This is a genomic window from Streptomyces sp. ADI95-17 (assembly GCF_003846175.1).
In the GTDB taxonomy this organism is placed as follows: Bacteria; Actinomycetota; Actinomycetes; order Streptomycetales; family Streptomycetaceae; genus Streptomyces; species Streptomyces sanglieri.
This window is the reverse complement of record NZ_ML123045.1, coordinates 649,188-665,082: the sequence shown is the minus strand read 5'-3', so window position 1 is coordinate 665,082 and position 15,895 is coordinate 649,188. Positions and strand designations below refer to the sequence as shown.

16 protein-coding genes are annotated in these 15,895 nt (G+C 72.9%); 8 read left to right on the top strand and 8 right to left on the bottom strand.

The genetic code is table 11. The features are described 5' to 3' along the window. Positions 1-102 precede the first annotated feature (102 nt). Positions 103-894 carry a MerR family transcriptional regulator gene (locus tag EES42_RS11080; RefSeq protein WP_124717956.1) on the top strand — a complete coding sequence of 264 codons (792 nt, stop codon included), beginning with the start codon at positions 103-105 and terminating at the stop codon, positions 892-894. Continuing rightward, positions 891-1,727: a hypothetical protein gene (locus tag EES42_RS11075; protein ID WP_346775392.1), complete on the top strand. Its 837-nt coding sequence runs from the start codon at positions 891-893 to the stop codon at positions 1,725-1,727. The genes EES42_RS11080 and EES42_RS11075 overlap by 4 nt, the downstream gene beginning before the upstream one ends. Positions 1,728-1,761: 34 nt before the next feature. Here the strand turns inward: EES42_RS11075 and EES42_RS11070 are convergent, their stop codons facing one another. Further along, positions 1,762-3,204, bottom strand: a complete 1,443-nt coding sequence (locus EES42_RS11070) for an RNB domain-containing ribonuclease (RefSeq protein WP_241196354.1) — start codon at positions 3,202-3,204, stop codon at positions 1,762-1,764. Between the two features lie 145 nt (positions 3,205-3,349). Between EES42_RS11070 and yaaA the strand changes: the two genes are divergently transcribed. Continuing rightward, the gene (yaaA, locus tag EES42_RS11065; protein WP_124717955.1) at positions 3,350-4,150 is read left to right on the top strand and encodes a peroxide stress protein YaaA; all 801 of its coding nucleotides are present in this window, start codon (positions 3,350-3,352) and stop codon (positions 4,148-4,150) included. A 97-nt stretch (positions 4,151-4,247) separates the two neighbouring features. Then, positions 4,248-4,868 carry a bifunctional 4-hydroxy-2-oxoglutarate aldolase/2-dehydro-3-deoxy-phosphogluconate aldolase gene (gene eda, locus EES42_RS11060; protein ID WP_124717954.1) on the top strand — a complete coding sequence of 207 codons (621 nt, stop codon included), beginning with the start codon at positions 4,248-4,250 and terminating at the stop codon, positions 4,866-4,868. Between the two features lie 145 nt (positions 4,869-5,013). Here eda and EES42_RS11055 read toward each other — a convergent pair whose 3' ends face one another. From EES42_RS11055 to EES42_RS11040, 4 genes are all read right to left on the bottom strand, one after another. Further along, a complete protein-coding gene (locus tag EES42_RS11055; protein WP_124717953.1) occupies positions 5,014-6,273 on the bottom strand; it encodes a bifunctional RNase H/acid phosphatase in 1,260 nt (419 codons plus the stop codon). Next, positions 6,273-7,016, bottom strand: coding sequence for a zinc ribbon domain-containing protein (locus EES42_RS11050; RefSeq protein ID WP_206433464.1), 744 nt, complete (start codon positions 7,014-7,016; stop codon positions 6,273-6,275). Before EES42_RS11050 ends, EES42_RS11055 begins: the two co-directional genes overlap by 1 nt. Continuing rightward, on the bottom strand, positions 7,013-7,855 hold the full coding sequence (locus tag EES42_RS11045) for a Nif3-like dinuclear metal center hexameric protein (protein ID WP_124717951.1): 843 nt from the start codon (positions 7,853-7,855) through the stop codon (positions 7,013-7,015). The genes EES42_RS11050 and EES42_RS11045 overlap by 4 nt, the downstream gene beginning before the upstream one ends. Positions 7,856-7,972: 117 nt before the next feature. Beyond that, a complete protein-coding gene (locus tag EES42_RS11040; RefSeq protein WP_124717950.1) occupies positions 7,973-9,013 on the bottom strand; it encodes an ABC transporter substrate-binding protein in 1,041 nt (346 codons plus the stop codon). Between the two features lie 199 nt (positions 9,014-9,212). Between EES42_RS11040 and EES42_RS11035 the strand changes: the two genes are divergently transcribed. Together EES42_RS11035 and EES42_RS44665 are read left to right on the top strand one after the other, a co-directional pair. After that, positions 9,213-10,559, top strand: coding sequence for a hypothetical protein (locus EES42_RS11035; RefSeq protein WP_124717949.1), 1,347 nt, complete (start codon positions 9,213-9,215; stop codon positions 10,557-10,559). Positions 10,560-10,682: 123 nt separating this feature from the next. After that, positions 10,683-10,850, top strand: a complete 168-nt coding sequence (locus tag EES42_RS44665) for a hypothetical protein (RefSeq protein WP_164495217.1) — start codon at positions 10,683-10,685, stop codon at positions 10,848-10,850. Between the two features lie 83 nt (positions 10,851-10,933). Here the strand turns inward: EES42_RS44665 and EES42_RS11030 are convergent, their stop codons facing one another. The 3 genes from EES42_RS11030 to EES42_RS11020 form a co-directional block, all read right to left on the bottom strand. After that, positions 10,934-11,887 carry a 3-oxoacyl-ACP reductase gene (locus EES42_RS11030; protein WP_124717948.1) on the bottom strand — a complete coding sequence of 318 codons (954 nt, stop codon included), beginning with the start codon at positions 11,885-11,887 and terminating at the stop codon, positions 10,934-10,936. A 40-nt stretch (positions 11,888-11,927) separates the two neighbouring features. Further along, on the bottom strand, positions 11,928-13,004 hold the full coding sequence (locus EES42_RS11025) for a Zn-dependent alcohol dehydrogenase (protein ID WP_124717947.1): 1,077 nt from the start codon (positions 13,002-13,004) through the stop codon (positions 11,928-11,930). A gap of 68 nt (positions 13,005-13,072) precedes the next feature. Continuing rightward, positions 13,073-13,945 carry a MaoC/PaaZ C-terminal domain-containing protein gene (locus EES42_RS11020; protein WP_124717946.1) on the bottom strand — a complete coding sequence of 291 codons (873 nt, stop codon included), beginning with the start codon at positions 13,943-13,945 and terminating at the stop codon, positions 13,073-13,075. 269 nt (positions 13,946-14,214) lie between these two features. On the opposite strand from EES42_RS11020, the gene EES42_RS11015 reads away from it, so the two are divergent. Together EES42_RS11015 and EES42_RS11010 are read left to right on the top strand one after the other, a co-directional pair. Beyond that, the gene (locus EES42_RS11015) at positions 14,215-15,168 is read left to right on the top strand and encodes an ABC transporter ATP-binding protein (protein WP_241196353.1); all 954 of its coding nucleotides are present in this window, start codon (positions 14,215-14,217) and stop codon (positions 15,166-15,168) included. Beyond that, positions 15,168-15,890: an ABC transporter permease gene (locus tag EES42_RS11010; protein WP_124717945.1), complete on the top strand. Its 723-nt coding sequence runs from the start codon at positions 15,168-15,170 to the stop codon at positions 15,888-15,890. Before EES42_RS11015 ends, EES42_RS11010 begins: the two co-directional genes overlap by 1 nt. Positions 15,891-15,895: the final 5 nt, after the last annotated feature.

The following is a 15,895-nucleotide window of genomic DNA, read 5'->3' as shown; positions in this document are numbered from 1 at the left end:
TACGCCCCTCGATCGTGGCACAGGCGGGTGCGGAGTTCACGGATACCGAGGGGTGCGGTGAGTGCTTGACCTTGCCGCAGCGTCAAGGTTTCTACTGGCCGTATGCGTATCGGAGAGATCGCCGCGCTCGTCGGGGTCACCTCACGGGCGATCCGGCACTACCACCACATCGGTCTGCTTCCCGAACCCGGGCGCCGGGCCAACGGCTACCGCTCGTACGGCGTGCGGGACGCCGTGGTGCTGGCCCGGATCCGGCGGCTCACCGAGCTGGGGCTCGGGCTGGACGAGGTGCGGGACGTGCTCGGGGACACGGCGGGGCGTGAACTCATGGAGGTGCTGGCCGAGTTGGACGCGGATCTGGCCCGGCAGGAGGCCGGGATCAGGGAGCGGCGGCGTCGGCTGGCCGCGTTGCTGGAAGCACCGGTCTCCGGCGAGGGGACCGTGCCGCCCGCGCTCGTCGAGCTGCTGGGCACGGGGCCGGCGACCGGTTCTCCCTCGGCCGACCGGGATCGCGAGCACCTGACGCTGCTGGATGCGGCGGGCATGGGCGGTGAGGTCCGGGCCGCGTTGATGAGGCTGGCCGAGGACCCGGCCGTACCCGTTCTGTACGAGCGGCTGGACGCGTTGGCCGGGGCGCCGGTGGGCGATCCGCGGATCGTGCGGCTCGCCGCCGACCTGGTGGCCGCCGTGCCGGACGAGGTGCTGGCGGCGATCGGCCCGGACGGGCCGGTCGTTCCGGGGTTCGGGGAGGCGCTGCTCGATGACTGGGCACCGGCCCAGGCCGAGGTGGTGCGCCTGGTGATGGCCGGTCTGGCCGAGCGCGTGGCGGGGTCCGGCGACGAGGCGAGCACGGGAGACGAGAGGAGTGCGGGAGAGGAGGGGAGCGCGGGATGAGTGTGCGGGTCGGGCGGTGGGCCGTGGGGGGTGCGGTGGTGGCCGAGGTGGTTCTGGTGGGCTGTCTGTCGGCCGGGGTCCGGGTGCCGGCGGTGGTGGTGTTCGGGGCCAGGGTGTCGGCGGTGGTGATGCTCGGTTTCGAGGCCGTGGTCCTGGGGCGGCTCCTTCGTGCGGGACGCCGTGCCGGGCTCGGGTGGCGGGAGGCGCTGATGGCGGCGCTGCGTACGGTCGTACCGGAGCGGGCGCGCCGGCTCGCCGCGCACGAGGTGCGCGCGCTGCACAGTCTCGGGCTGTGGCTGCGGGGACGGCGGCACGGTGTTCCCGCGGGTGCCGTCGCCGTCGCGTACACGGGCCCGCAGACCGCGATGATGTACGGCCTGCTCTTCGTCTCCGTGGTCGAGACGGTGATGCTGGCGCTGCTGATCCCCTGGCCCCTCGTGCACGGGATTCTGCTGGTGCTGGACGTGTACGGGGTGGTGTTCGTGCTGGCGCTGCACGCCTCGTGCGTGACCCGGCCTCATGTGGTGGACGCCGACGGGGCGCTGCGGCTCCGCTACGGCGGGCTGTTCGATCTGCGGATCCCCGCCGACGCGGTCGCCGGGGCGCGGGTCGAACGGCGGTTCCCGGAGGGCGGTCCGGTGCGGGCGGGGGCGGACGGGGTGCTCGATCTCGTCGTCGGCGGGCAGACCACCGTGCGCGTGGAGCTGACCGCTCCGGTGGAGTTCGTGCGGCCGCTGGGGAAGCGGGGGCAGGCGCGGGCGGTCCGGTTCCATGCGGATGATCCGGGCGCGGTGGTGGCCGCGCTCGGGCGGGGGCGGGAAGACGCCGGGTGACCGGGCCGGGGGCGGGGGCCTGTCTCTCCCCCGCTCACGCAGGGGCGAAGAGCACCTTCGACGAGCCGGGGTCCGCCTGGGTCAGCCTGACCCGCAGCCGCTCCCCCAGCGGGAGTTTCGTGTCGCCGCCGTCGATCCGGGCGACCACCGCCGGGTCGTCGATGTGGACGGTGCCGGTGGTGGGTTCCTGGTCCGCCACGTCGACGACGTACGCGTCGAAGATCTCGCCGATCCGGTCCTTGAGCAGCGCGGCCTCGACGAGGTCGACGCACTCGCGCTCGACGGTGTTGGCGCGTCTGGTGCCGTCCGCCATCTCCTTCGGCAGGCCGGGCAGTGCGGCGAGGACCCACTCGGGCGGGTCGTGTCCGGCGACGGCGGCGAGGCACAGCTCGGCCGCGTACCGGTCGACGAGGCGGCGCAGCGGGGCGGTGCAGTGCGTGTAGAGGTCGGCGACGGCGGCGTGGACGGCGGGGGTGGGGAGTTGGCCGTGGTCGAAGACGGTGTAGCCGGCGCCGCGCAGCAGGGTGGTGCACTCCTGGAGGAACGCGGCGTGATCGGCGCGTCTCGGGTCGAGTGAGCGGACGACCTGGGCGTACGGGACGTGGTGCGGCCAGTCGATGTGCAGTGCGTCGGCCGAGCGGCGGAGCCGGGCCACGGCGCCGTCCGGGGCGACCGGCAGCGTGCGCAGGATGCCGGTGCCGGTCTCGGCCATGAGGTGGGCGGCGGCCATGCCGGTCAGCAGGGAGAGCTGGGCGTTCCAGCCGTCGGCGGGCAGCGGGGCGCGGAATTCGAGGCCGTATGTGCCGTCGTGCGCGACGATCTCCTGCTCGGGCACGTTGAGGGAGATGCCGCCGCGGGCGACCTCCTGCTCCTCGCGGAGCCGTCCGATGTCGCGGAGCAGGGCGAGGGACTCCTCGGCGGTGCCGGTGTCGATCTGCCGCTGGACGCCCGCGTAGTCGAGTTTGGCGCGGCTGCGGACGAGGGCCCGGCGCACCGAGGTGGCGACGACCCCGCCCTCGGTGTCGAGGTCGATCCGCCAGAGCGCGGCGGGGCGGGTCTGCCCCGGCAGGAGGCTGGCGGCGCCCTCGGAGAGCAGGGTGGGGTGGAGCGGCACCTTGCCGTCGGGGAAGTAGAGGGTCGTCACCCGGCGGTGGGCCTCGGTGTCGAGCGCTCCGCCGGGGCGTACGAAGGCGGCGACGTCGGCGATGGCGTAGTGCACCCGGTAGCCGTGCCGGCGGCGTTCGAGGTGCATGGCCTGGTCGAGGTCGGTCGAGGTGGGCGGGTCGATGGTGAGGAACGGCAGGTCCGTCGCGTCCTCGTGGGCCGATACCGCCGGGTCCTTCGCCGCCTGTGCCGCTTCGGCGAGGACCTCGGCCGGAAAGTCGTGGGGAAGGCCGAGCTCGGTGCGCAGTTCGCACAGGGACGCCCTCAGCGGGGTGTCGGCCGGCCCGGTCATGCGGAGATGGCGGCGGGGCATGGACCGAGCGTAGGTCGGGGCGGGGCGGGCGGCATCCCGGGAGGCGGCGTGGCCGGGCAGCGGCCCGGGCGGCCCCGCCGTCCCCGTACGCTGGCGCGGGGGGAACCGGTCCCGCCCCCGACCGTGCGTACGAAGGAGAACCGCCGTGCTCGTGCTGTTGCCGCCCTCCGAAGGAAAGGCCGCCTCGGGGCGCGGTGCTCCCCTGAAGCCGGAGTCGCTGTCGCTGTCCGGACTGGCCGAGGCGCGGGCGGCGGTGCTCGACGAGCTGGTCGAGCTGTGCACGGCGGACGAGGAGAAGGCCCGCGAGGTGCTCGGGCTGAGCGAGGGGCTGCGCGGCGAGATCGCGAAGAACGTGGAGCTCCGGACGGCCGGGACGCGTCCGGCCGGGGAGATCTACACGGGAGTGCTGTACGACGCGCTGGACCTGGCCACCCTGGACACGGCGGCCAGGCGGCGGGCCGGGAAGTCGCTGCTGGTCTTCTCCGGGCTGTGGGGCGCCGTGCGGGTGGGCGACCGGATTCCGTCGTACCGCTGCTCGATGGGCGTGAAGCTGCCGGGGCTGGGCGCGCTCGGGGCGTACTGGCGTGACCCGATGGCGCGGGTGATGCCGGAGGCGGCCGGCGACGGGCTCGTCCTGGACCTGCGGTCCTCCGCGTACACCGCCGCGTGGAAGCCGAAGGGCGAGGTGGCGGAGCGCACGGCGAGCGTGCGAGTGCTGCACTCCCAGTTGGTGGACGGGGTCGAGAAGCGGTCGGTGGTCAGCCACTTCAACAAGGCGACGAAGGGGCGGCTGGTCCGCGATCTGCTGGTCTCCGGCGCGCGGCCGAAGGGACCCGCGGAGCTGGTGGAGACCCTGCGCGGGCTCGGGTACGTGGTGGAGGCCGAGGTTCCGGCGCGGGCCGGGCGGGCGTGGTCGATCGATGTCGTGGTGACGGAGATCCACTGACTCGACGGCCTCCTCACGGCGGGCCGTCGAGTCGCGTATGTTGCACCATGTGCAACGCTCATTGCGTACGGTGCGTTCGGCGCGGCAAGATGAGCGCATGACCTCCTCTGTGCTGGACCTCGCCCCCGTCGTGCCCGTAGTCGTCCTGGAGGACGCCGCCGACGCGGTGCCGCTCGCCCGGGCCCTGGTCGCGGGCGGGCTCCCGGCCATCGAGGTGACGCTGCGCACCGCTGCGGCGCTGGACGCGATCAGGGCGATCGTGGCCGAGGTGCCGGACGCGGTGGTCGGCGCCGGCACGGTGATCTCCGGGCGGAACGTCTCCGACACCGTCGCCGCGGGCGCCCGGTTCCTGGTCAGCCCCGGCTGGACGGACCGGCTGCTGGACGCGATGAAGGCCTCGGGGGTGCCGTTCCTGCCGGGCGTCTCCACGACGTCCGAGGTGGTCGCGCTGCTGGAGCGCGGGGTCGCCGAGATGAAGTTCTTCCCGGCCGAGGCGGCCGGCGGTACGGCGTATCTGAAGGCGCTCTCCGCGCCGCTTCCGCAGGCCCGGTTCTGCCCGACCGGCGGCATCTCGCTCGCCTCGGCACCGTCCTACCTGGCGCTGCCCAACGTCGGTTGCGTGGGCGGCAGTTGGATGGTCCCGGCGGATGCGATCGCGGCGAAGGACTGGGCGCGGGTGGAGCGGCTGGCGAGCGAGGCTGCGGCGCTGCGCGGCTGATTTCGCCTGTCCCCGCACGCGGCTGTCTCCCACACCCCCGCCCCTGCGTGCGGGGGTACGGGGCGCCTGCGGGCAAGGGGCCGGCCCCGGCACGCGACACCGGACCCCGCACCCGAGCAGGGGGCTTCCGCCCCCGCCTCCGCCGCTACCGCAGGTGCGACGTGTCGTTGAGCAGCCTCACCGACGCGTTGCCGTCCGCGTAGTACGCCACCGCTGAGACCGAGGCCGCCGAGAGTTCCATCCGGAACATGGCCTCCGGCGGGGCGCCGAGTGCCAGCCGGACCAGGGTCTTGATCGGCGTCACATGGGTGACCAGCAGGACCGTGCGGCCCGCGTAGCGGGTGGTGAGGCGGTCGCGGGTGGCCGAGACGCGGCGGGCGACCTCGGCGAAGCTCTCGCCGCCGCCGGTGGGGGCCACCTTCGCGGAGGCCAGCCAGGCGTCCAGGTCGGCGCCGTACCGCTCCCGTACCTCGGCGAACGTCAGCCCCTCCCAGGCACCGAAGTCCGTCTCGCGCAGGCCCTCCTCGATCCGGACCTCCAGACCGAGCCGGGCCGCCACCGCGGCCGCCGTCTCGCGGCAGCGGCGCAGCGGGGAGCTGACGATCTCCTCGACCGTGCCGCGGTCGGCCAGCGACCGGGCGATGCACTCGGCCTGGTGACGGCCGGCCGCCGAGAGTTCGGGGTCGCCGCCGCCGCTGCCGGAGAACCGCTTCTCGGGGGTGAGGGCGGTCTCGCCGTGCCGGAGCAGTACGAAGGTGGCGGGCGCCCCGAGATCGGGCGCCGCGCCCCAGCCGGCCTGCGGGGCCGCCGGGGAGGCCGCGGCCGGCCGGGAGGCCAGGGCCGCGCGGGCCTTCGCCGCGCCCGCCGCCGCGTCACCGGGCGGGCCGGAGACCGGCGGCAGCGCGGAGGCCGCCGGGGACCGGGGGGTGTCGAGGGAGGCCGTCGACGCCGACGGCTCCCACTGCTTGCCGCGCTTGCCCGCGTCCATCGCCTCGTTGGCGAGCCGGTCCGCGTGCTTGTTCTTCTCGCGCGGGATCCACTCGTACGTGACGGCGGAGGCCGGCAGGATCCTGGCGGCCTCCGCCGCGAGCGGCTTCATGTCGGGGTGCTTGATCTTCCAGCGGCCCGACATCTGTTCCACGACCAGCTTCGAGTCCATCCGGACCCGCACCTGGAGCGCGCCGTCCGCCGAGGCGTCCGGCACCAGCGCCTTCGCCGCCTTCAGGCCCGCGATGAGGCCCTTGTACTCGGCGACGTTGTTCGTCGCGACGCCGATGTACTCGGCCGCCTCGGCGAGGGTCTCCCCCGTCACCGGATCGATGACGACCGCTCCGTAACCGGCGGGCCCGGGGTTGCCCCGGGATCCGCCGTCGGCCTCGATGACGAACTGGCGCGGCTGGGTCATTACAGGCCCGACTCCGAGGTACGGACCAGGATGCGCTGGCAGTTCTCGCAGCGCAGGACGGTGTCCGGGGAGGCCGCCTTCACGTCGTTGACCTCGGTGATGTTCAGTTCGAGGCGGCAGCCCTCGCAGCGGCGCTGGTAGAGGCGGGCGGCGCCGACCCCGCCCTGCTGGGCGCGGAGCCTGTCGTACAGCTTCATCAGGTCCGCGGGGACGGAACCGGCGACGACCTCGCGCTCCTTGGTGACGGTCGCGGCCTGCTCGTCGAGCTCCTTGGTCGCGGCGTCGCGGCGGGCGGTCGCGTCGTCGGCCTTGGCCTGGACGGCGGAGACCCGGTCGGACAGTTCGGTGACGCGCTCCTGGGCGGACTCGCGGCGCTCCATCACTTCGAGGACGACGTCCTCCAGGTCGCCCTGGCGCTTGGCCAGCGAGGTGATCTCGCGCTGGAGGCTCTCCAGGTCCTTCGGCGAGGTGACCGCGCCGGAGTCGAGACGCTGCTGGTCGCGGGCGGCGCGCTGGCGCACCTGGTCGACGTCCTGCTCGGCCTTGGTCTGCTCGCGGGCGGTGTCGCTCTCCTCGGTCTGCGAGGCGACCAGCAGGTCGCGCAGTTGCGCGAGGTCGTTGGTGAGCGACTCGATCTCGGCGTGCTCGGGCAGCGACTTGCGCCGGTGCGCGAGCTGCGACAGGCGTACGTCGAGGGCCTGGACGTCGAGGAGTCGGATCTGGTCGGCGGGCGCGGCGTTCAGTTGGGGGCTCCAGAAGAGTGGTGGGTGGTGGTGGTCCAGGGGTCGGTGACCTGCTTCGAGACATGGACCCGCAGGTCCCATCCGTGGCGGTCGGAAATCGCGTCGAGCTGCGCCGCGGCCTGTTCGCACCAGGGCCATTCGGTGGCCCAGTGGGCGGCGTCGATCAGGCCGAGCGGGGAGTGCTGGACGGCTTCGGAGGCCGGGTGGTGGCGCAGGTCGGCGGTGAGGAAGGCGTCGACCCCCGCGGCGCGGACCGCGTCGAAGAGGCTGTCGCCGGAGCCGCCGCTGACCGCGACGGTGCGCACCGTCGTCGCGGGGTCGCCGGCGAGCCGGATGCCCTGCGCGGTGGCGGGCAGCCGGGCGGCCGCGCGGGCGGCGAATTCGGCCAGGGTCTCCGGGTGGTCGAGCACGCAGATCCGGCCGAGGCCGCGCCGGCCCTTCGGGTCGGACGGGTCCGGTACGAGGGGGCCCTCGACGCGCAGGTCGAGCGCGCCGGCCAGGGCGTCGGAGACGCCCGGGTCCGCGGTGTCGGCGTTGGTGTGCGCGACGTGCAGCGCGATGTCGTGCTTGATGAGGGTGTGCACGACCCGGCCCTTGAAGGTGTCGGCCGCGACCGTCGTCGTACCCCGCAGATAGAGCGGGTGGTGGGTGACGATCAGCTGGGCGCCGAGCCGGATCGCCTCGTCGGCGATCTCGTGGACGGGGTCGACGGCGAAGAGCACGCGGTCGACGACGGCGTCGGGGTCTCCGCAGACGGTGCCGACCGCGTCCCAGCCTTCGGCCCGCTCGGGCGGCCAGAGAGCGTCGAGCTCGGCGAGGACATCAGACAGACGGGGCACAAGCAAAGGCTACCTGCCCTCCGTGCCCCGTCGTCCATGGCTGTGGCGGTCCGTGCGGACCGCCACAGCCCGCTCGGGATCGGCCACCGGACCGGTCACCGACCGTGGATGATGCCGTTACTTCACGAGGTCGGCGCGGAGGTCGTCGAGGACCAGGTCCGCGGCCGTGACACCGAGGCCGAGGTACCAGGTCTCGTCGGAGACGTTCTTGGCCCGGCCCTCCTTGACGGCCTTGAGGTTCTTCCACAGCGGGTTGGCCTGGGTGGTGTCCCGCTTGGTGGCCTTCACGTCGCCGTAGACACCGGTGAAGATCCAGTCGGCGTCGGCCTCGTCGATCTTCTCCGGGCTGATCTCCGCGGCGAGGTCGTCGATCTGCTGGTTCTTGGGCCGCGGCAGACCGGCGTCGTCGAGGATCGTGCCGATGAAGGACGCCCTGGCGTAGAGGCGGATGCGGTCCGGCAGGTAGCGGACCATGGAGATGGTCGGCTTGTCCGGGCCGATGTCCTCGCCGAGCTTCTTCGCCTTCGTCTCGTAGGCGCCGAGCTCGCTCTCGGCCTTGGCGGTCTTGTCCAGCGCCGCGGCGTTGAGGAGGTAGTTCTCCTTCCAGGTGAAGCCCGGACGGATGGAGAACACGGTCGGCGCGATCTTGGAGAGCGCGTCGTACTTGTCGGCGGCGCGCAGCTGGCTGCCGAGGATCAGGTCGGGCTTCAGGCCGGCGATGGCCTCAAGGTTGAGGTTGTTGATCGTGCCGACGTTCTTCGGGTTGCCCGCGTTCTTCTTCAGGTACGAGGGGATGGCCGCGTCGCCCTCGGAGGGGGCGTAGCCGACCGGCTTCACACCCAGCGACACGACGTTGTCGAACTCGCCGACGTCCAGCACGACGACGCGCTTGGGCGCGGACTTGAGCTCCGTCTTGCCCATGGCGTGGGTGAGGGTCCGGGGGAACTGGCCCGCCTTGGCGTCCGTCCCGTACGCCGCCGTCTTCTTCGCGGCGTCGCCGAAGTCCTTGCCGCCCGTGGCGACGGCGGCCTTCTTGTCGCCGCCATCCGGCTTGGCCGAACCGCCCGACTTTCCGTCGTCGCTCCCGCAGGCCGAGAGGGAGAGGGCGGCAGCCACCGCCAGGCCGACTGCGGCGGTACCGCGGCGACGAAGGGACATCACTTGCTCCAGTTGTAAGGGTCACACAGGTATTGCTTAGGGCTGCCTAACCTTATGCATCCGCCTCGCACCCAGCACAACCACCCCCTCGCTCTCAGGCGAATCCGGGCATCGCCACCCTTATGCGTGAAGAGGTGGGTCTCGTGTTGTTCGGCAGGAAGTGCGAAAACTAACTTCGGTTGCCGGAGGTGACCAGTCCATGACTGCCTGTGCCATCGAGAACGAGACCGCGGAGGCGTCCGGGGCCTCCCCGGACGCCGAGGGCGCCGGGAAAGCCGGAGAAACGGTCCTGGAGGACAGCGCGCCGGACGACCCGCCGGAAGACCCCGGTGGGCCGGGCGGCGCGCCCCCGGGGACGTCTCTCGCCGCGCTGCCCGGCTCGCTTCCCGTCGCGGCGCCCGCGTTCACGCTCTCCGCAGACGGCTCGTACGCGGCCCGGCTCGCGCTCGCGAGGGTGACGGCGGATCCGTCCGACGGGGCCGGCGGGGCGGGCGAGGCGTGGTTCGTGGAGCGCTGGACGCTCGACGGGCACGAGCCGTACGCCGTGCCGCTCCCCCTGGACCAGCCGGAGGAGCCGGACTCCGAGGTACTGCCGCTGGCCGACGGGCGGGTGCTGATCCGGCGCCGGGTGGCGGACCGGCACGCGGTGTCGCTGCTCTATCCGACCGGTCCCGGGACCGGTGAACTCCCGCTCGGCGCCGTCGAATGCGCGGAGCTGACCCTGCTGCCGCCGTCGCCGGACGGCGTGAGCGCGTACGCGCTGTCGGCCGGTCCGCGCGCCACCTCCGTCTGGCTGGTGGCGGGCGGCGCCTTCGGGCCCGAGCTGGTCGCGGAGGTCCCGGGGCGCTGCTCCGGCGGCGTCTGGCTGGACCGGGCGGGCCGGATGCTGGCCCTGGACCGGGAAATGCCGGGCGGCGGCCCGGTCAAGGCGGTCGCCGTGGACCTGGAGCGGGGCGGCGAGGTGACGCCGCTGCTGCAGATCGCCCCGGACAGCAACGACCGGCTGCTGCTCGCCGACCCGGACAGCGGGCTGCTGCTGATCCGCTCGGACGCGCCGGGGCACGACCGGCTGGGGTGGGGGGTGCTCGGCAGCTGCCTGCCGGTGCGCTTCCCGGAGTGCCTGCGCCCGGCCGATGTGGCGGTGACGCCGTTCGCCGTGCAGCCGGGTCAGATGCTGATGCCGGAGAGCTGCGCGGTGGCGCTGCGGATCGACGGCCCGGCGGGCAGCTGGGTCGGGGTGTGGCGTCCGGCCGGACGCCGGCTGCATCAACGCGCCGCCCCCGCGGGGTGGCAGGCCGGACGCGGCGTGTGGACCCGGGACGGCGTGCTCAGACTCCCGTACGCCGATGGGAACGTGGCGTGCGGCGTGGCCCTGCTGGAGGCCCCGGCGGACGAGGAACCCGGGGCGTGGCCGTCGTCGGGGTACGGCGCGGGAAGCGGAGCGGAAAGCGGTATGCAACCGTCCGGCGGCGCCGTGCCTCTACCCGTGTGCAAGCCGGTTCCACTGGGGCAGGCGCCTCTCACGGGGCGCATGGTGCCTGGTTAAAATCTGGGTCCGGGCTGCGCAGTCGTGTCCGACGGTCGCCGGCGGTGACCGTGCCGGGGCGCGGCCGGCGTGATCGGCCCTGGGACACACATGTAAGCGATCACAACGGGGTGACTTCCCATCATGTCTGAAGCCCGAACCGACCCGACCCAGATGCGTCCGGAGGACGCCGACCGGGCCGAAGCCGACGGCTACGGAAAGCACCGAGGGGGTGAGTCGATGGACGACACGTCTGCACAGCCGCACGGCCGCCACCGCCGCCCCTCCGAGGGGGACAGCCGGGCGGCCTGACCGCGCGGACACATACGGACGAGGGACGGGTGGGCCCCGGCGGCCGGACGGCAGCCGGGGCCCACCCGTTCCCGGTGCGGTGGTCAGCCCCGCTTCAGGCCGAGCACCTCGGCCGCGGCGAAGGTCTCGTTCGGCGGGCGGTCCTCGTAGTACGGCGAGATCAGCTCGTCCAGTTCGTCGAAGGAGAACGTCTCCTTCGAGGAGTCGAACTTCGCCGCCACCCTGGGGCGCTCGACGATCGCGACCATCCCGCCGTGCACCACGAGCAGCTGCCCGTTGACCTTGGCGGCGGCCGGGGAGGCCAGATAGCCGACCAGCGGCGCGACATGCTCGGGAGCGAGCGCGTCGAGCCGGCCGTCCGACGGTTCCTGGAAGCCCGCGAAGACGTCCTCGGTCATCCGGGTGCGGGCCCTCGGGCAGATGACGTTGGCGGTGACGCCGTACCTGGCCAGGGCCAGGGCCGTGGAGGTGGTGAGGCCGACGATGCCGCCCTTGGCCGCCGCGTAGTTCGGCTGGCCCGCCGAACCGGCCAGGAACGCCTCCGACGAGGTGTTGACGATCCGTCCGTGCACCGGCCCGCCGGACTCCTTGGAGCGGGTGCGCCAGTGCGCGGCGGCGAAGTGCGTGGTGTTGAAGTGACCCTTGAGATGGACCCTGATGACCGAGTCCCACTCGTCCTCGGTCATCGAGAAGATCATCCGGTCGCGCAGGATGCCCGCGTTGTTGACCAGGATGTCGAGCTTTCCGTAGGTGTCGACGGCCAGCTCCACCAGGGCGCGGGCCTGTTCGTGGTCGGAGACGTCGCCGAGGTGCGCGACGGCCCGGCCGCCCGCGGCCCGGATCTCCTCGGCGACCTCCTCGGCGGGCGTCGCGGACGCCTCGCCGGAGCCGTCGCGGCCCGGCTGCCCGTAGTCGTTGACGACCACGGCCGCGCCCAGCCCCGCCAGTTCCAGCGCCTCGGCGCGTCCGAGGCCGCGGCCGGCGCCGGTGACGATCGCGGACATGCCGTCCAGCGGACGTGACAGGGGAAGTGACATCGGAATTCTCTCCAGTCCTCTCGGGAGGGGCGGGCGGTGGTCAGAGTTCGACGCAGGTGCGCAGCGACTCACCGGTCCGCATCTGGTCGAGCGCGTCGTTGATCCCGTCGAGCCGCACCCGGTGGGTGATCATCGATTCGAGGTCGATCCGGCCGGCCCGCCAGAGCGCGATGGCCCGTTCGTACGAGCGGAGCACGTCGCCTCCGCCGTACATGGAGGGCAGGATCCGCTTCTCGTCGAAGAACAGCTCGAACATGTTGACCTGGAAGTTGTCGTCCATCGCGCCCGCGCCGACGATGCACAGGGTGCCGCCGCGCCGGGTGTTCTCGTACGCGGTGCGGGCGGTGGCCGACTTGCCGACGACCTCGAAGACGTAGTCGAAGCCCTCGCCCGCGGTGACCCGCTGCTTGGCGTCGGCGAACTCGTCGGGCGACACCGCCTCGGTCGCGCCGAACCGCAGCGCCGCCTCGCGCCGGGAGGCGACCGGGTCCACGGCCACGATCTGGGCGGCGCCCTGCACCCTGGCGCCCTGGATGGTGGAGATGCCGACGCCGCCGCAGCCGATCACGGCGACCGACGAACCGGCCTCCACCTTCGCGGTGTTGATGGCGGCGCCGAGCCCGGTGGTCACCCCGCAGCCGATCAGCGCGGCGATCTCGAACGGCACGTCGTCGGGGATCGGCACCGCGCAGCCCGCGCCGACGACGACCTCCTCGGTGAAGGTGCCGGTGCCCGCGAAGCCGAACACATCGCCCCCGGGGCGCTTGAAGTTGGGGGTGCCCGCGTTCATGAAGCCGGCCAGGCAGAGCTGGGTCTGGCCTCGCTTGCAGGACGGGCACGCCCCGCAGGCGGGCAGCCAGCAGACCAGCACCCGGTCCCCGGCGCTCAGTCCGGTGACGCCGTCGCCGACGTCCATGACCTCGCCGGCGCCCTCGTGGCCCGGGATGAACGGGGCGGGCTGCGGCAGCACCCCGCTCATCGCGGAGACATCGGAGTGGCACAGTCCGGTGGCCCGGATGCGGAGCCTGACCTTGCCGGGGCCGAAGCCCACCGCCTCGACGTCGTCGAGTACTTCGAGTTTGTCCTGGCCTATCTCGTGCAGTACGGCTGCGCGCATGGTGCGGCTCCCCTCATGGGCGGGTGGAACGTGGGCCCGCGGACCTCTTGGGGTCGGTCCGGGGCGGTTCAGGAGTGTTCGACGAAGGTGTCGCCGAGGACGGGTGCGTTGTCCCGCTCCACGGCCTTCACCTCGACCCGTACCTGGTTCCCGGCGGTCCACATCTCGATGCGGAGGGTCTCGCCGGGGAAGACGATCCCGGTGAAGCGGGTGCGGCAGGAACGGATCCGGGTCACATCGCCGCCCAGGACCGTGTCGGTGACGGCCTTGAGCGTCATGCCGTAGGTGCACAGTCCGTGCAGGATCGGCCGGTCGAAGCCGGCCAGCGCGGCGAACTCGGGGTCGGCGTGCAGCGGGTTCCAGTCCCCGGAGAGGCGGTAGAGCAGTGCCTGGTCCGGGCGGACGGGCCGCCGCACGATGTGGTCCGGGGCGACCGCGGGGTGGGCGGACCGTTCGGAGGGTCCGCGTTCACCGCCGAAGCCGCCCTCGCCCCGGACGTAGATCTGGGCGTCGTTGGTCCACAGCGGGCCCTCCTCGTCGGCGGCCTCGGTGCGCAGCACCAGCACGGCCGCCTTGCCCTTGTCGTACACCGCGGCGACCTTCGAGGTCTGTACGGCTCTGCCGCTCACCGGGATCGGCCGGTGCACCCGTACGCTCTGCCCGCCGTGCAGGACGGCGGCGAGGTCGATGTCGATCCCGGGCGAGGAGAGTCCGCCGACGACGCCCGTGCCGGCGCCCGCGACGGTGGCGAAGGAGGGCAGCACCTGGAGCCGGGACTCCAGTGTGTAGCGCAGCTCGTCGGGGTGGGTCGCGGCATCGGCCCGGTCGGGGTCGAAGCCGGCGCCGATCCCGAGGTGGTAGAGCTGGACGTCCTTGTGGCCCCAGCTGATCCGGGTGGAGCGGGGTTCGGCGGCGAGAGCCTTTTCGGCATCAATGGGCATGGGAGAGCTGCTCCTTGATGGTGGGAAGACCTCGGCGCGGCCGTCCGCACCGTCGGCCGCACCGAGGTCGCGCGGGACCGGCCACCACGCCCGTTCTAGAACGCGTTCTAGCCGATGAACCCATGTATAACGCAGCACCCAGCAGTTGTGAAGACCGCTGCTGACGCCTCGTCAGATCCATCCGGTGACCGGCGGCCCGGCCATGACATATGTCATGGCGAAGTCCGTACACACCCACCTGCCGGGGTCCGGGCGGTCTCCGTAACGTCATGTCCATGAAACAGACAACGGGGAGCGGAGCCGCGGTGGAACTCACCGGGGTGGTCAAGACCTTCGGCCGGGCGGGGCACAGCGTACGGGCCGTGGACGGGATCGATCTGTCCATCGGCCGCGGCGAGACCGTCGCCCTGCTCGGCCGCAACGGCGCGGGCAAGTCCAGCACCGTCCGGCTGCTGCTCGGCCTCGACCAGCCGGACTCGGGCACGGTGCGGGTGCTGGACCGGACCGCGGAGCACGCGGTACGGGACGGTCTGGTCGGCGCCATGCTCCAGGACGGGCGGCCCATCCAGCGGGTCACCGTCCGCGAGCTGGTCGACTTCGTCGCCTCGACGTATCCGAAGCCGATGCCGGTCTCCGAGGCGCTCGCGCTGGCGGGGGTGAGCGACTACGCGAACCGGCGCGTCGACAAGCTCTCCGGCGGCCAGACCCAGCGCGTCCGCTTCGCCGTGGCGCTGGCCGGCAATCCGGAGCTGATCGTCCTGGACGAGCCGACCGCCGCCCTGGACGTGGAGGCCCGCCGCACGTTCTGGGACTCGATGCGGGCCTACGCCCGGCGCGGCAACACCGTCCTGTTCTCCACCCACTATCTGGAGGAGGCCGACGAGAACGCCGACCGGATCGTCGTCATCGACCGGGGCCGGATCGTCGCGAACGGCACCGGCGACGTGATCCGCGGCTCGGCCGGCCGCGGCCTCGTCTCCTTCGACCTGGCGGGCGGCCCGACCGAGGGCCTGGAGCGGCTGCCCGGCGTGGTCACCGTGGAGGTGTCCGGGGACCGGGCGCTGCTGCACACCGACGACTCGGACGCCACCGTCCGGGAGCTGGCCCGGCTGGACGCGATCCGCGGCCTCCAGGTCTCCCGGGCCACGCTGGAGGACGCGTTCCTCTCCCTCACCGCACCCACCGCGGCACCCGTGTCCGATTCCGAGAGGGAGACCGTCTGATGTTCCGCTACATCGTGCTCGAAATCCGCCGGACCCTGCGGGACGGCTCCTTCCTGATCTTCGGGACCGGGATGCCGGTGATGATGTACCTGCTCTTCACCAACATCGGCGGCGGCAACGACGTCGACGGCTGGAAGACCGCCTCGATGGTCGGCATGGCCGCGTACGGGGCGCTGGGCTCCGCCATGTCGATCGGCACGGGGGTCGCCTCCGACAAGACGCTCGGCTGGCTGGAGCAGCTGCGGGTCACTCCGCTCGCCCCCTCGCAGGCGGTCGTGGGCCGCGCGATCAGCGGCTCGGTGACGGTGCTGCCGACGATCCTGACGGTGCTGCTGGCCGGCGGGCTGCTCAACGGGGTGCGGCTGGACGCCTGGCAGTGGATCGCCCTGGCGCTGCTGCTGTGGATCGGCGCGCTGCCGTTCACCATGCTCGGCCTCGGCAACGGCTACCGGCTCACCCCGCAGGGCACCGGGGTGGTCAATGTGGCCTGTCTGATGGGCTTCGGGATCGTCGGCGGGCTGTGGTTCCCGCTGGAGCTGCTGCCCGGGTGGCTGCGCTCCATCGGCAGGTTCACCCCGGCCAACCGCTTCGCCGACCTGGGCTGGGCCACCACCGAGGGCCACGCGCCCGGCGCCGGCACCATCGCGGTGCTGTGCGGATGGCTCCTGCTGTTCGGTACGTACGCCGTGATCTCGTACCGTCGGTCCGCGAGGACCGTGTGACAGGA

Bases quoted from the DNA above. Each gene is read 5' to 3' on its own strand.
- EES42_RS11025 (WP_124717947.1), bottom strand. From the start codon at position 13,004: ATGCGCGCAGCCGTACTGCACGAGATAGGCCAGGACAAACTCGAAGTA.
- EES42_RS11030 (WP_124717948.1), bottom strand. From the start codon at position 11,887: ATGTCACTTCCCCTGTCACGTCCGCTGGACGGCATGTCCGCGATCGTC.
- EES42_RS11010 (WP_124717945.1), top strand. From the start codon at position 15,168: ATGTTCCGCTACATCGTGCTCGAAATCCGCCGGACCCTGCGGGACGGC.
- EES42_RS44665 (WP_164495217.1), top strand. From the start codon at position 10,683: ATGTCTGAAGCCCGAACCGACCCGACCCAGATGCGTCCGGAGGACGCC.
- EES42_RS11040 (WP_124717950.1), bottom strand. From the start codon at position 9,013: ATGTCCCTTCGTCGCCGCGGTACCGCCGCAGTCGGCCTGGCGGTGGCT.
- EES42_RS11055 (WP_124717953.1), bottom strand. From the start codon at position 6,273: ATGACCCAGCCGCGCCAGTTCGTCATCGAGGCCGACGGCGGATCCCGG.
- EES42_RS11020 (WP_124717946.1), bottom strand. From the start codon at position 13,945: ATGCCCATTGATGCCGAAAAGGCTCTCGCCGCCGAACCCCGCTCCACC.
- EES42_RS11080 (WP_124717956.1), top strand. From the start codon at position 103: ATGCGTATCGGAGAGATCGCCGCGCTCGTCGGGGTCACCTCACGGGCG.
- eda (WP_124717954.1), top strand. From the start codon at position 4,248: ATGACCTCCTCTGTGCTGGACCTCGCCCCCGTCGTGCCCGTAGTCGTC.
- EES42_RS11075 (WP_346775392.1), top strand. From the start codon at position 891: ATGAGTGTGCGGGTCGGGCGGTGGGCCGTGGGGGGTGCGGTGGTGGCC.
- EES42_RS11070 (WP_241196354.1), bottom strand. From the start codon at position 3,204: ATGCCCCGCCGCCATCTCCGCATGACCGGGCCGGCCGACACCCCGCTG.
- EES42_RS11035 (WP_124717949.1), top strand. From the start codon at position 9,213: ATGACTGCCTGTGCCATCGAGAACGAGACCGCGGAGGCGTCCGGGGCC.
- EES42_RS11015 (WP_241196353.1), top strand. From the start codon at position 14,215: ATGTCCATGAAACAGACAACGGGGAGCGGAGCCGCGGTGGAACTCACC.